The following is a 19,530-nucleotide window of genomic DNA, read 5'->3' on the forward strand; positions in this document are numbered from 1 at the left end:
GATCGCCGCGGAACGTACCCTCGCCGGACATGCCACCGAATTCGGGGCGTCTGCACTCGGCACCTGCGGCTCCCGCATCATCGCCCACATCGACCCCGACGGCGAACTCATCGAGAAGAAAGACCGGGATCGTCGACGCGGAATCACCCTCGGCAAACAAGGCGCCGACGGCATGTCCAAAGTGACCGGCTACGTCGACCCCATCCTGCGGGCCCGACTCGAAACACTCTTCGCCGCCTGGGGCAAACACGGCGTCAACAACCCCGACCATCCGAACGGTCTGAACGGCGACAGCCGCACCGCCGAGATCGTCGACCCCGAGGGTTTGGAAGCCGGCGCGGTCAAAGACATGCGTACCCAACCCCAACGCAACCACGATGCGGTGAACGCCCTGCTGACCGCCGTGCTCGCCGACGGGATGCTCGGCAAAACCAACATGGGTGTCCCGATCCAGTTGATCGTCAAAACCGATGTCAACGACCTGATCCGCGAAGCCGGGTATGCCATCACCGCGACCGGAACCCTGATCCCCATGTCGGACCTGGTGGATCTCGCCGCGGATGCCCAAATGTATTTGTCGGTGTTCAAAGACCACACCGCGATCCCCCTGTACTTCGGGCAAGCCAAACGGATAGCCACCAAACATCAACGATTGATGTTGTTTTCCGCCCCCGACGGCCATCACTGCTCGGCACCCGGATGCGACCGGGCAGCCGCGCACGTCGAAATCCATCACGCGGTCAACGACTTCGCCGACGGCGGCCGCACCGACATCATCGAGTTGGCACCGGCCTGTCCCACCCACCACCGGATGGTCGGTGACCAACCCGGCCAGTACACCACCGGGAAGATCAGGTCGGGCCCGGATGAGGGCCGCACCTGGTGGCAACGCAACGCCAAACCCGGCCAACCCCAGAACGAGAAACAAGTCAACCGGCTCCCGGATGTCGGACAACAGTATGTGGAACACCTGGCACAAGTGCGTGCCGAAATCCACGGCACCGAAACCACCACCACCACCACCGAGGCCGGCCAGTCCGCCAAGGTGACCCTCGACAGCACCACCGACGACGGGTACGTCATGATCGACGACGATGCCCTGGTGATCAAGGTGTTCGACCCACCCATCCACATCGAACCACCCATCGACATCACCCCGAACCCGGACCCGACAGACACTGGGTTGAGACTCCCCATCCGAGAAGTCATCACCCCCGTCGGGCCGATCGAGACCCGCCTGGTCGAGATCCTGGAAGGGATGGGACTCTGAGCACTACGCGTGCCGATGCCGTCCGAAACCCGAACTCACAATCCGAAGCGCGCCTGCATCTCCCGCAGGGTTTGCGCCGACTTCATCAGCCCGGCCCGCTCGGCGTCGTCGACGCTCACATCGAGTCGGCGTGCGCAGCCGCTGCGGTCGACCAGCGACGGCAACGAGAGACACACATCGTCGAGCCCCTCGACACCGGTGGCCAGCGTCGAGACCGGCAGTACGCGATGCTCGTTCTTGAGCACGGCCTCGACGATGCGGGTGGCCGCGAGGCCGATCGCATAGTTGGTGGCACCCTTGCCCTCGATGATCTTGTACGCGGCATTGACCACCTCGTGCGCAATCCGATCCCGCACCTCCTCGTCGAAGGCGCCGTGACCGGGCAGTGCATCCCAATCCGTCACCGGCACACCACCGATCGACGCCGAGCTCCACAGCGGGATCTCGGAATCCCCGTGCTCACCCACGATGTATGCGTGCACGTTCTGCACGGCCACACCGGCATGCTTGGCGATCAGGAACCGCAGGCGTGAACTGTCCAGGACGGTGCCCGAGCCGAACAGCTGATTGTTCGGCAGCCCACTGATCTTCAGGGCCGCACTGGTGACGATGTCCACCGGGTTGGTCACCATGATGAACACCGCATTCGGTGCCACCTCGACGGCCTTCGGCAGGATCGTGCGGGTCAGCCCGATGGTGGCCTCGGCCAGTTCGAGCCGCGACTGTCCCGGTTTCTGTTTGGCGCCTGCGGTGAACACCACGACATCGGAGTCGGCCACCACGTCCATCGTGTCGCCGCCGATGATGTCGGTGCGCGGCACGAATTCCAGGCCGTGCGACAGGTCGAGCACCTCCGCCTCGACCTTCTTGGTGTCGATGTCCATCAGCGCGATCGTGCGCGCCACCCCGCGGATCAACGATGCATATGCCACCGCCGTCCCGACCGCACCGGCCCCGATGATCGACAGTTTGGTCCCGTGGGCGTTCATCGCAACTCCTCGTTGATCAAGACTCTGGGTTTCGGCCGATCGACAGCGTTCCCTCCCGTCCTATCGCATCTGGTCGCGTCCCGCCCGTCGGCCGCCGAGGTTGTCACCGAGGTTTCACCCGAGGCTGTATGTCACTTCGGGGCTTATCCGGCGATTCGCCCCGCACCACGAGTGGCTGCCCGGCAACCATCAGCACCACCGAATCCGATTCCTGTGCCATCGCGGCATTCAACCGCCCCAGCAGATCCCGGAACAATCTGCCCGACGCCGACCCTGGAACCACACCGCTGCCGACCTCGTTGGTCACCGCGACCACGGGAACCGCACAGTCCCGCCACGCCGACAACAACTCCTCGACGTCGGCCTCCACCGGCGTGATGCCACCACCCGACCACACCCCGTGCATATCCAGTCGCGCGGTCAACCACGTTCCCAGACAATCGATCACGATCGGCGCCTCCGCCGTCCGCAGCACTCCGACGACATCGTGGGTCTCGATGGTCTCCCACCACGACGGCCGATCCGCCCGATGCCGGGCGATCCGCTCGGCCCATTCACCATCGCCGGCCCGCCCCGGATCATCGGTGGAGCCGCCTCCGGTCGCCACATAGGTGACCGCCGGCTGCGCACGCATCAGGTGTTCGGCATATCGCGACTTCCCCGACCGCGCTCCCCCGACAACGAGCGTCCGAGACCCGCCCCGCCCACCGCCGACCATCACCACCTCCCCGTCGACGCCGGGCCGCGCACCCAGCACCGCCAGCCGTTCCCGCAATTCGACGACACCGGGATTGTGATGTCCCAGGTGCACGGCCACGATGTCCGACGACTCATCCACCGCCCCGACCGAACGCAACTCCCCGAGTACCTCGGCGAAACCCGCCAGCCCCAGATGTCCCGCCGACAACTCGCCCCGATCCCCGAACGTCTCCTCCAGGAACACCGCATCGAACCCCGCACCGTCCACGGCCGCATACCAGCCGGCCGGCCACACCCCGGTGTCCGTCGCCCACAGCATGCGCGTCCCGTCCGGGCCGGCCACGTCGTAGAGCACCGCATCACCCTCACGAAAGACGCTGTGCCGCGCCGGAAGTACCCGCACCTCGTACTCCCCCACACATATCCGGTCCCCAGCCGACACCGGGATGAACCGCACCGGGTCACCCGGCCCCACCCAGGGGCGGCACATCTCGAGTGCATCGGCCGGGCCGTACACCTCGAGCGCATCGAGCCCGGCCACCCATGATCGCGTCAGCAGTGCCTGCGGTCCGAGATGATCGGAGTGTGCGTGCGTGATCAGCACATGACGCACGCCGGCCAGCGAATGCCCCTGACGTACCGCGGCGCCGGGTGCGTCCGGTCCGATGTCGAGCATCAGGACATCGTCGACGAGCGCCGCGGTCTGTCCGCGGATCTCACCGTGACGCACCGCGTCTGCGCAGGACTCGCAGCGACAGAACGGATTCGGCCAGCCATCGGCCGATCCGGTCCCGAGCAGCACCACCTTCACGGCGCCCCCTCTCGCACGTCGACCCGGCGTCATCCATCCGGCTCCCAGTGGTACCACAGCCCCCTGCCGTGTCCCACCGTCTGACCTTCGCCTGGGTCAGTGACGCCATCCGTCGCGCACTCGAGACGCACACAACATCTTCCGAACAGTCGCGGGACGGCGGTCCGCTACACGTCCGTCGCAGCCACCGGATCGGTCACCGGTCAGCCGGCGTCCACGCACCGGTCGGCAAACGCGATGATCTCCCCGGCCACGTCGTCGCGGATCTCCGGCTCGTTGTGCACCTCGTGCCGGAATCCGCTGTAGACGCGGGTCCGTACGTCGGGATGGCCGGTCTCGATCAGCCGGTTGGCGACGTGGTAGGCACCCTCGCCGTAGTTCGTGACGGGATCGGCGTCGCCGGCGAGGATCAGCACCGGAAGATCGGCGCGGACGCTCGGATACCAGTCCTCGGCGTTCACCTCGTCGTAGAGGTCCACGAACCCCTGCAGGAACCGCACCGACATCGGTGCGCCGAAGTTGTTCAGCGGGTCGATCGCGTGATCGGCGACGACCTCGGGATCGCGGGCCACCCATGCGGTCGGCCCCGCCCCGGGCCCGTACCGGGAGATGAAGCCGTCGAACACCGAGACCACATAGGTCTCGCCGGCGGGCGCTTCCGGATCGGGTTCGGCGGCAAGGGCTTCGCGGTCGAGGACATGTTCGATGCCACCGATTCCGGCGGCGATACCGCACAGGATCAGCCCGGCCACCGGATCGCTGTCGCCGCCGACCAGCCCACGCGCGATCATCGACCCCCACGAATGACCGAAGACGATGTACGGCAGTTCCGGATGCAACTCGCGGACGGCGTCGCGCAGGGTACGTTCGTCGTCGACGACGACCCGGTCGGCACCGTGACCGGCGTCGGCCCACACCCCTGAGGTCATCGCCGTCTTGCCGTGCCCGGCATGGTCGTCGGCGGCCACCACGAATCCGGCGTCGAGCAGTTCGGTGATCAAGCGAAGGTAGCGCCGGGAGTGCTCGCCCAGACCGTGCACGAGCTGGATGATCCCGCGGGCCGGACGCACCGGCTCGTAGATCCAGCCGTAGATGGTGTCCCGTCCGTTGCTCGACGTGAACTCGACTTCCCTCAGTGCCATGTTTCCTCCGGATCCGCGATCAGGTGACGTCGCAACGCTAACAGTGACCTCTGACACATACCCGTGTCCTGACCGATCAGCTCCCGGAACCCCGCGACCGCAACGGCAGCACCGCCGGTCCGTCGGCGCGGTGCAGGATCTCCACGCGTGCGCCGTAGACGGCGTCGATGCGTTCCTCGGTGAGTACCTCCGACGGCTTTCCGTCGGCGACGATCCGGCCCTGTTCCAGCAACACCAGTCGCTCGCCGTAGTGGGCGGCCGAGGTCAGGTCGTGCATGGCGGCCAGCACGGTGAGGTCGGCCTCGACGCGCAGCGAGTCGACCAGGTCGAGCACCTGCTGCTGGTGGCCGATGTCGAGGGCGCTGGTCGGTTCGTCGAGCAGCAGCACCTGCGGCTGCTGGGTCAGGGCCCGGGCGAGCACCACCCGCTGCAGTTCGCCACCGGAGAGCGCTGTCGCCTGACGCGATGCGAGCTCCTCCAGGTCGAGCCGGGCGATGATGTCGTCGATCACGTCACGGTCGTGGCGGGTCTCGGCCCCGAACCGCGGGATGTGCGGGGTGCGCCCCAATGCGATCAGCTCGCGCACGGTGGTCCCCTCGGGCACCACCGGCCGCTGCGGCATCAGCGCCACCGCCCGCGCGATCGCCCGGCGTCGGCTGCTGCCCGGTCTCACCCCGGCCAGCTCGATCTCCCCGGCGGCCGGCACCAGCCCGGCCAATGCATGCAGCAGCGTCGTCTTGCCCGACCCGTTGGGTCCGACCAGCGACACCCAGGTCCCCTGCGCGATCTCCAGGTCGATCTCGTGCAGCACCGCCACCGTGCCACGCGCCACCGACAGCCCGCGACACCGCACACCGCTCCCGGTGCCCGCGTCGACACCCATCCCGTGACCGTCGCCCATCAGCTCATCCCCCGCCCGGTCCGGCGCAGCACGACGAGGAAGAACGGCGCCCCGATCGCGGCGGTCACCACACCGATCGGCAACTCCGCGGGCGCCATCGCCGTCCGGGCCACCACATCGGCGAGCACCAGGAACGCCGCACCCACCACCATCGACAACGGCAGCAACAGCCGATGCCCCGGCCCCACCAGAATCCGCACGGCATGCGGGATCACGATGCCCACGAATCCGATCAGTCCGCTCACCGAGACCACCGCGGCCGTCCCCAGGGTGGCCACGCACACCAGCCCCAGCCGCACCCGCTCCGGCCGGATACCCAGGCTCGACGCCTCGATGTCGCCGACCGCCATCACGTCCAGGATCCGCGCCGACGCCACGATGATCACCACGCACACCGCCACATACGGCAGCACCGTCACGACGTCGTTCCAGCCGTCGGTGGCCAGCCGCCCGAGCATCCAGTTGTACACCTGCCGCAGGGTGTCGTCGTGCTGCTGCATCAGGAAGGTCTGGATGGCATTGGCGAACGCCGCCACCGCCACGCCGGCGAGGATGATCACCACCTCCGACCGCACCCCACCGACCGATCTGCCCAGCGCATAGGTCGCGGCCACCGCGACCAGCCCGCCGACGAACGCCGCCACCGGCAGCCCGACCGAGCCGATCACCCCGCCGGCGACGATCGCCACGGTCGCCCCGAGCCCGGCACCGCTGGATACACCCAGCAGATAGGGGTCGGCGAGCGGATTGCGGAACACCCCCTGATAGGCGGCGCCGGCGACGGCCAGCATCATCCCGACGAGCACCGCGAGTGCCACCCGCGGCATCCGCACCTCCCACAGGATGATGTGCTGCCTGCCGGACAACCCGGACTCCACATCCACCAGCGGCAGACCGTCGAGCAGATCGAGCAGCACCCCCTTGGCCGACAACCCCGCCGGTCCCACCATCACCGCCAGCAGACAGGAGCCGAACAGGACGACCACCGCCCCGATCAGGACGACGACGTGGCGACGGGTCACTGCTGGGTGTCGATGCCCGCGACGAACTGGGCGACCGACCGCATGAAGTCGACGATCCGCGGACCCCACCGGCTGGCGATGTCGGCGTCGAGGACGTAGATGTCGTGATCGACCACCGCACGCAGGTCACCCCAGCCCGGGCGGGCGGCGACCTTCTCCGGCGTCACCCCACAGCACTGGGCGTCGGCCAGGAAGATCACCTGCGGGTCCTGCTCGATGATGTACTCCGCCGACAGCTGCGGATACCCGTTCTGTCCCTTGGCGATCGACGTCAACCCGAGCATCCGGTAGATCTGCCCGATGTAGGTGTCGTCGGTGACGGTGTAGAAGGTGTCGTCGAGCTCGTGATAGTAGGTCAGCGGCACCTCACGCTCGGGTACGCTGCGCACGATCTCCTCGATCTGCGTGCGCATCGACGACACCACCTCGCCGGCCTTCGTCTCGTGCCCGGTGACCGTACCGACCTTCTCGATCTGGGCGTACGTGTCGTCGAGCGTCTTGGCTGCGGGGAGTTCGAGTACCTGCACACCCACGCGCTTCAACCCGGCCACGACGTCGTTGTTGTCGTCGGAGAGGACCACCAGGTCGGGGTCGTATCCGAGGATCGCCTCGACGTTGGGGGTGTACCCCGACAACGAGGTGCGCGGTGCGCTGGTCGGATAGTCCGACTGGTCGTCGACGGCGACCACCTGGTCGCCGGCGCCCACCGCGTAGAGCATCTCGGTGGCGGTCGGACTCAGCGACACGATCCGCGCGATATCCGACGCCGCCGCACTGCTCGTCGACGTCCCCGACCCCGAGTCGGAGTTGCCACAGCCGGCGACCAACACCACCAGCGACACGAGCAACGCCACGAGTACGGGCACGCCACGAACCCAACGCTTGAGCACTACCGACCTCCAAGGATCTCCATCGCCGCACCGGTCGTCGTCGATCATGCGTGGGCGAATAGTCCGATCATGCACGAAGGGCCCGACACCGTGTGGTGTCGGGCCCTTCGCGGGTCTCACATCTTACGACGCTCAGGCCTGAGCGGCCTCGGTGAAGTTCCGGGTCACCGACGGGTCGACCGGGATACCCGGACCGGTGGTGGTGGAGACGGTCACCTTCTTGACGTACCGGCCCTTGGCCGCAGACGGCTTCGCACGCATGATCTCGTCGAACGCCGCACCGTAGTTCTCGGCCAGCTGCTCGGCACCGAACGATGCCTTGCCGATGACGAAGTGCAGGTTGGCTGCCTTGTCGACGCGGAAGTTGATCTTGCCGCCCTTGATCTCGTTGACGGCCTTGGTCACGTCGGTGGTGACGGTGCCGGTCTTCGGGTTCGGCATCAGACCACGCGGGCCCAGGACGCGGGCGATACGACCGACCTTGGCCATCTGGTCCGGGGTGGCGATCGCTGCGTCGAACTCGAGCCAGCCGCCCTGGATCTTCTCGATCAGGTCCTCGGCGCCGACCTCGTCGGCACCGGCGGCGGTGGCCTCGGCGGCCTTGTCGCCGGCGGCGAACACGATCACGCGGGCGGTCTTACCCGTGCCGTGCGGCAGGTTGACGGTGCCTCGAACCATCTGGTCTGCCTTACGGGGGTCGACGCCCAGCCGGATCGCGACCTCGACGGTGGCGTCGGTCTTCTTCGACGACGTTTCCTTGGCCAGCTCAGCAGCCTCCAGCGGGCTGTAGAGCTTGGTCTTGTCGACCTTTTCGGCCGCGGCCTGGTAGGCCTTGCTCTTCTTGCTCATCGCTCTGTTCCTTCTCCGCCGTGATCACCACAGCGGGTTGGTGGTGCGGACCGAGCCGGCCCTCCCACACTGAAAAATGTTTGGATCAAACCTCGTGTGCTCGCGAGTTCGCGAACTCACTCGGTGTGCTTGCGAGGTCGCAAGCTCACTCGACCGTGATACCCATCGACCGAGCAGTACCGGCGATGATCTTCGCGGCCTGGTCGATGTCGTTGGCATTGAGGTCTTCGGCCTTGGTCTTGGCGATCTCGCGGACCTGGTCCATCGAGACCTTGCCGACCTTCTTGACGTGCGGCTCGCCGGAGCCCTTCTGCAGACCTGCGGCCTTGAGCAGCAGCTTCGCGGCCGGCGGGGTCTTCAGCTTGAAGTCGAACGAGCGGTCTTCGTACACGAAGATCTCGACCGGCACGACGTTGCCACGCTGCGACTCGGTCGCCGCGTTGTACGCCTTGCAGAACTCCATGATGTTCACGCCGTGCTGACCGAGCGCCGGACCCACGGGCGGAGCCGGGTTGGCCTGGCCTGCCTGGATCTGGAGCTTGATGATCCCGGCGAGCTTCTTCTTCTTGGGAGGCATCTGTGTTCCTTGGTTGTTTCCTTGCTGATCCACGTCCGCTGGAGGCGTGGAAGTCTGGTGATCCCTCGGTCACGCAGTGGCCCGGGACCTCTTGTCAGGCGCCGATCAGATCTTCTCGACCTGATTGAATCCGAGCTCGACCGGGGTCTCGCGACCGAAGATCGAGACGAGCACCTTGACCTTGCGCTGTTCGGCGTTGACCTCGCTGATCGACGCGGGCAGGGTGGCGAACGGACCGTCCATGACGGTGACCGACTCGCCGACCTCGAAGTCCACCTCGATGGTGGCGCTGACGGCGGCGGCTGCGGCCTCGACACTCTCGCCGACCGATGCGGCCTTGGTGGGCTTCTTGGCCTCGGTGCGCGGCATCAGGAACTGCATCACCTCGTTGAGGCTCAGCGGCGACGGCTTGCTGGTCATCCCGACGAATCCGGTCACACCCGGGGTGTTGCGCACCGCGCCCCACGACTCGTCGTTGAGGTCCATGCGCACCAGGATGTAGCCGGGCAGCACCTTGCGGTTGACCTTCTTGGGCTGGCCGTTCTTGATCTCGGTGACCTCTTCGGTCGGGACCTCGACCTGGAAGATGTAGTCGCCGACGTCCAGGTTCTGGACGCGGGTCTCGAGGTTGGCCTTGACCTTGTTCTCGTATCCGGCGTAGCTGTGCACGACGTACCACTCGCCGGGAGCGCGACGCAGCTGCTTGCGCAGCTCCTCGACCGGATCCTCCTCGACGGGCTCGGCCGGGGCCTCGGCCTCGACGGCTTCCTCGTCGGAATCGTCCTCGTCGGCGTCAGCAGCCTCGATGTCGTCGTCGGCGTCGTCGGCGAAGGCCTCGACGTCCGAGTCCTCGGTCTCGTCGACGGTTGCGGAGATCGCCTCGTCCACGACGGCCTCGTCGGCCGATTCGATGTTGTCCGGGGTGCTCACGCTGCCCACGCTCCTCTTTCTCACAGTTCCGGTCGACGTCGTCTACGCCCGACCGGACGACTCACCGCGATGAGTCGCTAGCCGAACAGCCAGAGGACGCCCTTGGCGAAAGCGATGTCGATGCCGAAGATGAAGGCGGTCACGGCGATCACGAACACCAGCACGACCACCGTGTAGGTGATCATCTCGCGCCGCGTGGGCCAGATGACCTTCTTCAGTTCGGCGACGACCTGCTGCAGGAACAGCCAGATCCGAACGAACGGATTCCGACTCTCCTCCGGCGAGGCCTTCTTCTTGCGTTCCTTGACGGCTACCGCGGTCCCGCCTTCGGAAGCGGCGTCGTCATCGGCGGTGTCGGAGGCAGACGCTGCCGAGCGGCGTCCCCGTCCCGAACGCTTGCCGGACGGCCGGAGTTCTGCGGACTCCGTGCCCTCGGCCGCGTCGGCGGCGGTGTCGTCGGAGACCTCGAGCTCGTCGGCGGCCGAAGCCGTGACGTCCTGTCCGGCGTCTTTGGCGCGGGCAGCTCGGTCTCGCTTGCTCACCTTCGAGGTTCCTCTCGTCAACGTGTGCCCTCTCCAGGGCAGGGGCGACAGGACTTGAACCTGCAACCTGCGGTTTTGGAGACCGCTGCTCTGCCAGTTGAGCTACGCCCCTTTGCGGTCACCTGCCCGGTGCGGGATCACTCCCGTCCGGCCGTGCGACCACCTGTCCCGATCCACCCTACGGAACCGTCCACGACCTTACGGCCGAGTGCGGTCCTCTGACAAAACCAACGCGCCACCCTTGGGGTAGCGCGCAAGTCAAGATCAATCGAGACACTTCAGTGTAGAACACCTTCCCCACGGAACCCAAAACGCCCCGGCTCGCGACGCCCCGCTGCTGGTCATGCCCCGTCGGCACGTCCCGGCTCACACCGGATCGACCGCCGCGGCCAGGATCGCGACCGCCTCGTCGTAGCGTTCGGGCCCCGCCGCGGCGAAGTTCAGCCGGATGAACGGACCGGTCGGTTCGGTCGGGAACCACTCCGGACCGGGCGAGATCGCCACGCCGAGGGCCAGGGCCCGCGCGGCCACCAGACCCGGGTCGGTCGGCGTGCCGTCGGCGGTGTTCGCCGGCAGCGCCGCCCACAGGTTCAGCCCGCCACGGGGCACCGCAGGCACCTCGATCATGGGCGCCCCCACCGCCAGCGCCGACACCAGCGCATCACGCCGCCCCTGCAGCGCCCGAGCCAGACGGTGCAGGTGAGAGCGCCAGGCGGGACGGGCCACGACGTCGAGGGCCACCGCCTGCAGTACCGGCGAGACGTACAGATCCGAGACGGTCAGCGCGGTGCCGATCCGTGCGCGGGCCGGGCCACGGGCGAGCACCCCGGCCACCCGCACGGTCGGCGACAGACTCTTGGTGAGCGACCGGATGTAGATCACATGTCCGTCGGTGTCATCACACACCAGCGGGCGGGGTGTGATGTCCATCGCGAAGTCGTGCGCCCAGTCGTCCTCCACCAGGAATGTGCGATGTGCCCGCACCACGTCGAGTACCGCCTCGCGCTGTGCCGCGGTCCAGACGTCGCCGGTGGGATTGGCGAAGTTCGGCTGCACATAGGCCAGGCGTGCGCCCGACGACGCGAACGCGGCATCGAGATCGGCCGCCGACGGCGCACCACCGGTCCGCGGCACCGGCACGATCACCAGCCCCGCCTGCCGGGCCGCGGCGATCGCACCCCAGTACGTCGGCGACTCCATGACGATCGCCTCGCCGGGACGCGCGAGCGCGCCGAACGTCGCCACCAGCGCCGCCTGCCCGCCGGAGGTGATCAGCGCATCGGAGTCGCGCCAGTCGTCGGCGTCGAGGTCGTCGACAAACCAGCGCCGCAGATCCGGCAGCCCCGCGGTGGGCGGCCGGGCGAACGCTTCGGGACGGCCTCCGCCACGTGTCAGTCTCGTGAAAGCGCTTGCGATCTCCCGCATCGGCAGCAGGGTGGTGTCGGGGTAGCCGCCGTGCAGCGCGATGGTGTCGTGCGGGACCGAGCGCATCGTCGAACCCACCGCCGACGGCCCGCTGCGTGCAGGCCCGAGTGCCGCGGTCTGCCACGAGAGATCACCGGACACCGTGGCGCGTGGCGCCCGCCGAACGTATGTACCTGCACCCGAGCGTGTTTCGACGACCCCCTCGGCCACGAGGCGCGCCAGCGCACGCTGCACCGTCACCGGTCCCGCGCCGAACCTCGCCGCGAGTTCACGCGTCGACGGCAACTTCGCGCCGGGGCCGCGTTCGGCGGCCACCGAACGCAGATGACTCGCGATGCGCACACTGCTATCGTCTGACATGGATCAACATAGTAGCGCTATCGGGATGGCGGGCCCGGTGATACCGCCGGGGCCGACACGTCCACGGTCGTCATCCACCCCCACCGCATCGCCGGGTCCCCGACTGTCGTCCGGGATCGGGTGGGGCCTGGTCGGTGTCGTGGCGTTCTCGTTCACCGTGCCGTTCACCGCGATCGCCGTCCGGCACGACGGCGGCACCGGTCTCACCCCGGTCCAGCTCGCCGCCGGCCGCGCCGTGGTCGCCGCCCTGCTCGCCGTCGCCGTCCTCGTGGCGTGCCGCGTGCGCCCGCCCACGCGACGACAGATCATCCGGCTGCTCCCGGTGTCCTTCGGCGTGGTGGCGGGTTTCCCGCTGCTCACGTCCATGGCCCTGCCACAGGTGCCCGCCGGACATGCGGCGGTCGTGATCGGGGTGCTGCCCGCCGCGACGGCGGTCGTGGCGGTACTGCTCACCGGCGAACGGCCCAGCCCGCGGTTCTGGGTGGGGGCGACGGCCGGGGTGCTCGTCACCGTCGCCTTCACCGTGCTCGCCCACGGGTCGGTCACCGGTGGAGGTCTCGCCGACCTCTACCTCGCGGGTGCGGTGGTCGCCGCGGCGATCGGTTACGCCCAGGGCGGGCGGATGTCGCGCGAGCTGGGTTCGTGGCAGACGATCTGCTGGGCGCTCGTGCTCGCCGCCCCGGTGATGGCGGTGGTCGCCGGTGCCGACGTCGTCGCCCATCCACCGCAGGCCACCACCGGCCAGTGGGCGGCCTTCGGCTACCTCGCGGCGGTCAGCATGTTCCTCGGGTTCTTCGCCTGGTATCGCGGCCTGGCGATCGGCCCGATCACCACCGTGTCGCAGACCCAACTGGTGCAGCCGGTGCTCAGCGTCGGCTGGTCGGTGGTGCTGCTCGGCGAGACGCCGACCCCGGCGCTGGTCATCGGCGGTCTGGCGGTGATCGCCTGCGCGGCGTTCACCGTCCGCAGCCGGATCAGTTGAACTGCACGTGCGCCAGCGCGCGACCGAAGATCTTGCGGTCGCCCTGCTTGGCGACGATCGCGATCACGCCGCGACGGGTCTCGGGATCCAGCGACTTGATCTTGCCGGTGAAGTCGACGTTCGCGTAGGTGTCCGGGTAGACGTACACCGGGCTGGTGAAGCGCACGTTGTACTCGAAGATCGCGGCCGGATCACCGACGAATCGGGTGATGAACGACGCACCCAGACCCATCGTCTGCATGCCGTGGGCGACGACGGTCTCCATCCCGATCACCTTGGCCACCTCGTCGGAGAAGTGGATCGGGTTGGGATCGCCGGCCACGCCCGCATAGTTCACCAGGTTGCCGCGGGTGAGCGTCTTGGTGAGCGGCGGCAGCTCCTGGCCGACCTCGAGGTCGTCGAAGGAGATCGCGCTGTACGCCTTGGGCTCCACCACCGGGTCGGGCTGGTGGTACCGGTCGAACGGTCCGTGGACGGTCTTGGGCAGGACCGGCTCGCGGTCGACGTTCATCATCACGTGCTCGAGCTCGTCGACGACCTCCGGATCGACCTCGACGGCCGGTCGGGCGACCAGCGACGTCCAGGTGGTCATCACCGGTTCGTCGTGCTGGTTCCAGATGACGTTCTTGGTCACCATCACGTCGGTGCCGGCCATCTGCCGGAAGGAGTCGAGCGAGACGTCACAGATGAGCCGATCGCCGACGGTGATCGGCTTGTGGAACACCAGCCGCTGATCGGTCTGCATGATCTGCCACAGGTCGTAGCCGGTGACGATGTCCTCGAAGAGACGACGCTGCGCGATGATGCCGAGCACCGACACGAAGGTCGGGGCGGCGATCAGGCCGGGATGCCCCATCGCCTTGGCGGCTTCCTCGTCCCAGTGCACCGGATGGTCGTCCTGCACCGCGCGCGCATGCTTGCGCACCTCTTCCCGGCCGACCTCGTAGTAGTCGTCGACGGTGTAGTTGTAGCCCACCATCTCCTTGGTGTGCTCGGCGATCTCCTCCGGGGTGAGCTTCACGCCGTTCTTGAGTGCCACGATCCGTTCCTGGATCTCGGCGTCGGTGATCTGCGACATACTGGGCTCCTTACCTGCGTCACTCCGGCCGGGCTGCGGCCGTGTCGGTCGTCGAGGGCTGGTCCGCGCCGGTGAGGCCACCCTGCCACCCACTACTGGGCGAAAACACGTACGGACCGCCTCGTGGAGGCGGTCCGTACGTGTTGTCTCTGTGTCGGAAACGCCGACGCTGAGGTCAGCGCGATTCCTTGTGCGCCTGGTGCTTGCCGCAGTTCGGGCAGAACTTCTTGATCTCGAGGCGATCGGGATCGTTACGACGGTTCTTCTTGGTGATGTAGTTGCGGTGCTTGCACACCTCACAGGCCAAGGTGATCTTGGGCCGCACATCGGTTGAGGAAGCCACTGTGTCCTTCTTTCACGGGTTTGCTGTTTGTCTCGCTCGCGCTCCCGTGTTCACCGAGCCGCCGCGGGCGCTGCAGTTGTGTAGCGGTGGAGGGACTCGATCCCTCGACCTCACGATTATGAGTCGTGCGCTCTAACCAGCTGAGCTACACCGCCATGGCGGCTTGAAAAACCCGAACCGGGTATCCAAGTCCAGCGAGCCCCCTGACGGAATCGAACCGTCGACCTTTTCCTTACCATGGAAACGCTCTGCCGACTGAGCTAAGGGGGCGTTTCTCGGTGTGGCGCATCTGGCTGATGCTTTCCGGCCCGAGAGCCTTTTCGAGGTTACACACTCGGCCGTCTGAGCTCCAAATCGCCTGTTCGGGGCGATTTCGGGGCTCGTCGCGGACGACGAGAACCACGTCGTGGCAGGTATAGGATTCGAACCTATGTAGCTTGCGCGACGGATTTACAATCCGCTCCCTTTGGCCGCTCGGGCAACCTGCCGTGTCGATCCTCCGGGGCTCGCGAGCTCCGTTCGATCAACGCCTGAGAACAATACAACGACCCCCGCCCAGGAATGCAAACCAGCTGGTCAGAAGGGTCGTCGCGGGGCAACCGAACGCGGCTATGCTGTCGGACATGGCTGATTCATCGTTCGACGTCGTGAGCAAGGTCGACCGCCAGGAAGTCGACAACGCCCTCAACCAGGCCGCCAAGGAACTGTCCCAGCGCTATGACTTCCGTGGCACCAACACCGACATCGCGTGGTCCGGCGAGGAGGTGATCATCATCACCTCCGACGCCGAGGAGCGTGTCCTCGCGGGCCTCGAGGTGTTCAAGGAGAAGCTGATCCGCCGCGACATCTCGCTCAAGGCGTTCGACGCCGGCGAGCCGGTCGGCTCCGGTAAGCAGTTCAAGATCTCCGGCAGCCTCGTGCAGGGCATCGACTCCGAGCACGCCAAGAAGATCTCCAAGAAGATCCGCGACGAGGGACCCAAGGGCGTCAAGGCGCAGATCCAGGGCGAGGAGCTGCGGGTGTCGAGCAAGAAGCGCGACGACCTGCAGGCCGTCATCGCACTGCTCAAGGGCGAGGACTTCGGGATCGCCCTGCAGTTCGTCAACTACCGCTAGACCCCAACCGCCGCCCGGCCGTGGCCCCTGATTCCCGGGCCACACCGGCTCCCCGGGCCACACCGACCACAGCGCCCACTCGACGACTCGGGTGGGCGCTGTTGCGTACCCAGCCGTCGACCGGGCGCCCGAACACGTTCACCGGGCACCCGAACACGTTCACCGGGCACCCGAACTCGTTCAGTGGGCGCTGCCGCCCGTCCCGCGCCGGGCCATCTCGTGCAGCCGGCGGATGCGGTCCTCGGTCGGCGGGTGGGTGGAGAACATCTTCGCCATCCGATCGCTGGCCCGGAACGGGCTCTCGATCATCGCGTGCTGCTGGGCGGCGATGTCGGGTTGCGGCGGCAGCGGCGCGGCCTGGATGCCGCCGGAGATCTTCGCCAGCGCCGACGCCAGGGCGAGGGGGTCACCGGTGAGCTCGGCGCCGGACTCGTCGGCCTGGTACTCACGCGACCGCGAGACGGCCATCTTCACCACCGTCGCCGCGATCGGCCCGAGGAAGCTGATCAGGATCAGCACGAGAGGGTTGGGCCCGTTGCCGCGGTTGCCGCCGAAGGCCCCGAAGAACATCGCGAAGTTGGCCAGGCCGCTGATCACCGCGGCCATCGCACCGGCGATCGAGGAGATCAGGATGTCGCGGTTGTACACGTGCGAGAGTTCGTGGCCGAGCACCGCGCGCAGTTCCCGCTCGTCGAGCAGGCGGAGGATACCGGCCGTGCAGCACACCGCCGCATTCTTCGGGTTACGGCCGGTGGCAAAGGCATTCGGTGATTCGGTGGGACTGATGTAGAGCGCGGGCATCGGCTGGCGCGCCGACGTCGCCAGCTCACGGACGATCCGGTACAGCACCGGCGCCTCGACCTCGGTGACCGGTTGCGCGTGCATCGCCTTCAACGACATCTTGGCGCTGTTGAAATACACGTAGCCGTTCACCGCGATCGCGAGGATCACCGATCCCCACAGGATGGTGGGGTTGCGGAAGGCTGCGCCGATCCCGACGATGATCGCCGACATCAACCCCAGCAGGGCCGCCGTTTTCAGTCCGTTGAAGTGCATCAATCCCTCGTTCGATCTCCTGGCGCGCCAAACGCCATCCAGTGTCTCAAACGATCCGGGGTCCGGTTTGGTTTCCCTACCCCCGCCATGTGCACGTCCGCGCCCGCTCTACCCGATCCGGTCCACGGTGTAGGTGACCAGCGACCGCATCGCCTGATTGGCCGGGATGTCGGGCAACTGGGCGAGTTCGGCACGCGCCTGCGCGGCCAGCTCGTCCATCTTGGCGTGGGCCGCGGCCATCCCCGGCGAGGCGTTCAGCAGCGTCAGCGCCTCGGCCACCTCGTCGTCGTCGGTCAGCGGTCGTGGCGCCCCGGAGTCGGTGAGCAGCAGCGCCCGCAGCCGGTCGGCGTCGGCGCCCTGCTCGCGCACCGCGTACAACACCGGCAGGGTGTGCACGCCCTCCCGCAGGTCGGTCCCCGGAGTCTTACCGGAATCGCCTGTGGCAGAACTGATGTCGATGATGTCGTCGGACACCTGGAAGGCCGTGCCGACCAGGTCGCCGATCCGGGAGAGCCGGTCGGTGTCGGTCGCCGACGCACCCGAGGCCATCGCACCGAATCGGGCGGCGGCCGCGATCAGCGAGCCGGTCTTCTCCCACACCACCTTCAGGTAGTGGTCGATCGGGTCGACGCCCTCCCCCGCACCCACGGTCTCGCGCATCTGCCCGGTGACCAGTTCGGCGAAGGTCTCGGCGATGATGCGCACCGCCTCGGGCCCCAGCGTCGACACCAGCCGCGAGGCGCGGGCGAACAGGAAGTCGCCGGCGAGGATCGCGATCGAGTTGGTCCAGCGCGCATTCGCGCTCTGTGCGCCACGTCGCATGGGCGCCTCGTCCATCACGTCGTCGTGGTACAGCGTGGCCAGGTGGATCATCTCGACGACGGTGGCCGAGGTGATCACGTCGTCGCTGCCGGCCTGGGGCCCGAACTGGGCGGCCAGGATCGCGAACATGGGCCGGAACCGTTTGCCGCCGGCCTTGGCCAGGTGCGTGGCCGCCTCGGTCATCACGTCGTCGCCCGACGCCAGCTCGGTCAGCAGCAGGTCCTCGACCCGCGCCAGTGACGATCGAACCGTCTCGGCGAACTCGTCGGTCACGAGGTCTACCCCGGTGAATGTCGACTTCACGTGTTGCGCCGCTCCCCTCGAGAACGTGGACAGCCCTGCCCGTGACGCCGGTGTCGGCGCGCCGAGCCTGGGCACTTCTGCAAGCAGCCTATCCGTTGCCCCTCCCACCGCCCGATCGACGTGGGCCACCCGCGCGCCGACATACTTGTCCGGTGACCACCGACGCGCCGCGTATCGACATCCCCACCTCCGCCGACGTCCTGGTGGTCGGCGCGGGTCCGGGTGGGTCGGCCGCCGCCGCCCACGCCGCCGCCGCCGGGTACGACGTCGTGCTCGCCGACGCCGCCGCCTTCCCCCGCGACAAGACCTGCGGCGACGGCCTGACGCCGCGGGCGGTGGCCGAGCTGGACACCCTGGGCATGGGTGATCTGCTCGACGGCCGTCCGCGCCTGGACGGTCTGCAGCTCAACGGCTGGGGACGGTCGGTGTACGTGCCGTGGCCGTCGGGCCGCTTCCCCACCTACGGCAGCGCCATCGCACGCACCGAACTCGACGACGCGATCCGCCGGTTCGCGCTCGGCCGCGGTGCGCGGATGGCCGCACCCGCCAAGGCCGTCGACGTCGTCCTCGACGGTGGCCGGATCACCTCGGTCGTCCTCGACACCCCGGCCGGGCGGCACCGCATCCGCGTCGGCCAGGTGATCGTCGCCGACGGGGTGCGGTCCGGGCTGGGCAAGATCCTCGGGCGCACCTGGCATCGCGACACCGCCTACGGCGTCGCCGCCCGCGCGTATGTGCCGTCGCCGCTGTCGGATGCACGGGTGATGGGCTCGCATCTGGAGTTGCGCGGTCCCGACGGCGAGTTGCTGCCCGGCTACGGCTGGGTGTTCCCGCTCGGGTCGACCGGCCTGCTCAACGTCGGCGTGGGTGCGCTGGCCACGGCCGAACGACCGGCGAGCATGGCGTTGCGGCCGATCCTCGAGCACTACGCGCGAATGGTCGGCGACGAGTGGCAGATCACCGGAAACCCGGTGCGGATCGCGTCCGCGCTGCTGCCGATGGGCGGGGCGGTCAGCGGGGTCGCCGGCCCCAACTGGATGCTCGTCGGCGACGCCGCGGCATGTGTGAACCCACTCAACGGCGAGGGCATCGACTACGCCCTGGAGACCGCCCGTCTGGCGGTGGCACGTCTGGGCGCCGGCGATCACACCGAGGCGTGGCGGGCCGAACTCGTCGAGCACTACGGGACGGCGTTCTCCGCGGCCCGTCGCCTGGCCGGCTTGCTCACCATGCCGCGCACCGTGCCGATCCTGGGGCGCCCCGGAATCCGGTCACAGCGGCTGATGTCGATGGTGGTGCGCGTCATGGGCAACCTGATCACCCCCGACGACGCCGACCTCGTCGCCCGGGCCTGGCGGTCGGTGGGTCATCTCTCCAGCCGCGTGGACGACCGCCCACCATTTTCCTGATATCCGCTGCAGAAC

General features: G+C 67.8%; 19 protein-coding genes and 4 tRNA genes. 4 read left to right on the top strand and 19 right to left on the bottom strand.

What is annotated here, in order from left to right; all coding sequences use genetic code 11:
• Nucleotides 1-1,270, top strand: a 1,270-nt coding sequence (locus GD1_RS16875; protein WP_169798198.1) for an HNH endonuclease signature motif containing protein, incomplete at its 5' end; no start/stop codon positions are given.
• A 35-nt stretch (nt 1,271-1,305) separates the two neighbouring features.
• Here GD1_RS16875 and GD1_RS16880 read toward each other — a convergent pair.
• The 12 genes from GD1_RS16880 to GD1_RS16935 form a co-directional block, all read right to left on the bottom strand.
• Entirely contained in the window at nt 1,306-2,259 is a 954-nt protein-coding gene (locus GD1_RS16880) for an L-lactate dehydrogenase (RefSeq protein WP_020790762.1), read from the bottom strand.
• Between the two features lie 103 nt (nt 2,260-2,362).
• Nucleotides 2,363-3,769 (bottom strand): bifunctional adenosylcobinamide kinase/adenosylcobinamide-phosphate guanylyltransferase, encoded by a 1,407-nt coding sequence (locus GD1_RS16885; RefSeq protein ID WP_059038421.1) that lies wholly within the window; start codon nt 3,767-3,769, stop codon nt 2,363-2,365.
• Between the two features lie 203 nt (nt 3,770-3,972).
• On the bottom strand, nt 3,973-4,911 hold the full coding sequence (locus tag GD1_RS16890; protein WP_059038422.1) for an alpha/beta fold hydrolase: 939 nt from the start codon (nt 4,909-4,911) through the stop codon (nt 3,973-3,975).
• A 76-nt stretch (nt 4,912-4,987) separates the two neighbouring features.
• On the bottom strand, nt 4,988-5,812 hold the full coding sequence (locus GD1_RS16895) for an ABC transporter ATP-binding protein (RefSeq protein WP_238403978.1): 825 nt from the start codon (nt 5,810-5,812) through the stop codon (nt 4,988-4,990).
• Nucleotides 5,812-6,834: a FecCD family ABC transporter permease gene (locus GD1_RS16900; RefSeq protein WP_059038424.1), complete on the bottom strand. Its 1,023-nt coding sequence runs from the start codon at nt 6,832-6,834 to the stop codon at nt 5,812-5,814. The genes GD1_RS16895 and GD1_RS16900 overlap by 1 nt, the downstream gene beginning before the upstream one ends.
• Nucleotides 6,831-7,700 (bottom strand): ABC transporter substrate-binding protein, encoded by an 870-nt coding sequence (locus GD1_RS16905; RefSeq protein WP_244882831.1) that lies wholly within the window; start codon nt 7,698-7,700, stop codon nt 6,831-6,833. Before GD1_RS16905 ends, GD1_RS16900 begins: the two co-directional genes overlap by 4 nt.
• Nucleotides 7,701-7,856: 156 nt before the next feature.
• A complete protein-coding gene (rplA, locus tag GD1_RS16910; protein WP_020792535.1) occupies nt 7,857-8,573 on the bottom strand; it encodes a 50S ribosomal protein L1 in 717 nt (238 codons plus the stop codon).
• A 145-nt stretch (nt 8,574-8,718) separates the two neighbouring features.
• Nucleotides 8,719-9,150: a 50S ribosomal protein L11 gene (gene rplK, locus GD1_RS16915; protein WP_053778837.1), complete on the bottom strand. Its 432-nt coding sequence runs from the start codon at nt 9,148-9,150 to the stop codon at nt 8,719-8,721.
• 105 nt (nt 9,151-9,255) lie between these two features.
• Nucleotides 9,256-10,080 carry a transcription termination/antitermination protein NusG gene (gene nusG, locus GD1_RS16920; protein WP_059038449.1) on the bottom strand — a complete coding sequence of 275 codons (825 nt, stop codon included), beginning with the start codon at nt 10,078-10,080 and terminating at the stop codon, nt 9,256-9,258.
• Between the two features lie 77 nt (nt 10,081-10,157).
• On the bottom strand, nt 10,158-10,622 hold the full coding sequence (gene secE / locus GD1_RS16925) for a preprotein translocase subunit SecE (RefSeq protein ID WP_020794517.1): 465 nt from the start codon (nt 10,620-10,622) through the stop codon (nt 10,158-10,160).
• Nucleotides 10,623-10,661: 39 nt separating this feature from the next.
• Nucleotides 10,662-10,734 (bottom strand) — tRNA-Trp (locus tag GD1_RS16930).
• 254 nt (nt 10,735-10,988) lie between these two features.
• On the bottom strand, nt 10,989-12,407 hold the full coding sequence (locus GD1_RS16935; protein WP_059038428.1) for an aminotransferase-like domain-containing protein: 1,419 nt from the start codon (nt 12,405-12,407) through the stop codon (nt 10,989-10,991).
• Here GD1_RS16935 and GD1_RS16940 point away from each other — a divergent pair.
• Complete coding sequence (locus GD1_RS16940; protein WP_238403976.1) at nt 12,406-13,389, top strand: DMT family transporter; 984 nt, start codon at nt 12,406-12,408, stop codon at nt 13,387-13,389. The two genes, GD1_RS16935 and GD1_RS16940, sit on opposite strands and share 2 nt — an antisense overlap.
• Here GD1_RS16940 and GD1_RS16945 read toward each other — a convergent pair.
• From GD1_RS16945 to GD1_RS16965, 5 genes are all read right to left on the bottom strand, one after another.
• Nucleotides 13,382-14,467, bottom strand: coding sequence for a fused (3R)-hydroxyacyl-ACP dehydratase subunits HadA/HadB (locus GD1_RS16945; protein WP_059038432.1), 1,086 nt, complete (start codon nt 14,465-14,467; stop codon nt 13,382-13,384). The genes GD1_RS16940 and GD1_RS16945 overlap by 8 nt on opposite strands.
• A 175-nt stretch (nt 14,468-14,642) precedes the next feature.
• The gene (gene rpmG, locus GD1_RS16950; RefSeq protein ID WP_003929651.1) at nt 14,643-14,810 is read right to left on the bottom strand and encodes a 50S ribosomal protein L33; all 168 of its coding nucleotides are present in this window, start codon (nt 14,808-14,810) and stop codon (nt 14,643-14,645) included.
• 81 nt (nt 14,811-14,891) lie between these two features.
• Nucleotides 14,892-14,965: transfer RNA gene (locus GD1_RS16955), tRNA-Met, on the bottom strand.
• Between the two features lie 42 nt (nt 14,966-15,007).
• Nucleotides 15,008-15,080: transfer RNA gene (locus GD1_RS16960), tRNA-Thr, on the bottom strand.
• Nucleotides 15,081-15,217: 137 nt separating this feature from the next.
• Nucleotides 15,218-15,298, bottom strand: a tRNA-Tyr gene (locus GD1_RS16965).
• 135 nt (nt 15,299-15,433) lie between these two features.
• Here GD1_RS16965 and GD1_RS16970 point away from each other — a divergent pair.
• Nucleotides 15,434-15,925 (top strand): YajQ family cyclic di-GMP-binding protein, encoded by a 492-nt coding sequence (locus GD1_RS16970; RefSeq protein WP_053778874.1) that lies wholly within the window; start codon nt 15,434-15,436, stop codon nt 15,923-15,925.
• Between the two features lie 180 nt (nt 15,926-16,105).
• Here the strand turns inward: GD1_RS16970 and htpX are convergent, their stop codons facing one another.
• Nucleotides 16,106-16,981, bottom strand: coding sequence for a zinc metalloprotease HtpX (gene htpX / locus GD1_RS16975; protein WP_059038433.1), 876 nt, complete (start codon nt 16,979-16,981; stop codon nt 16,106-16,108).
• 108 nt (nt 16,982-17,089) lie between these two features.
• On the bottom strand, nt 17,090-18,106 hold the full coding sequence (locus GD1_RS16980) for a polyprenyl synthetase family protein (protein WP_053778842.1): 1,017 nt from the start codon (nt 18,104-18,106) through the stop codon (nt 17,090-17,092).
• Nucleotides 18,107-18,258: 152 nt separating this feature from the next.
• On the opposite strand from GD1_RS16980, the gene GD1_RS16985 reads away from it, so the two are divergent.
• Nucleotides 18,259-19,515 (top strand): geranylgeranyl reductase family protein, encoded by a 1,257-nt coding sequence (locus tag GD1_RS16985; RefSeq protein ID WP_059038435.1) that lies wholly within the window; start codon nt 18,259-18,261, stop codon nt 19,513-19,515.
• The last annotated feature ends 15 nt before the right edge of the window (nt 19,516-19,530 follow it).

It is taken from the genome of Gordonia desulfuricans NBRC 100010 (assembly GCF_001485495.1).
In the GTDB taxonomy this organism is placed as follows: Bacteria; Actinomycetota; Actinomycetes; order Mycobacteriales; family Mycobacteriaceae; genus Gordonia; species Gordonia desulfuricans.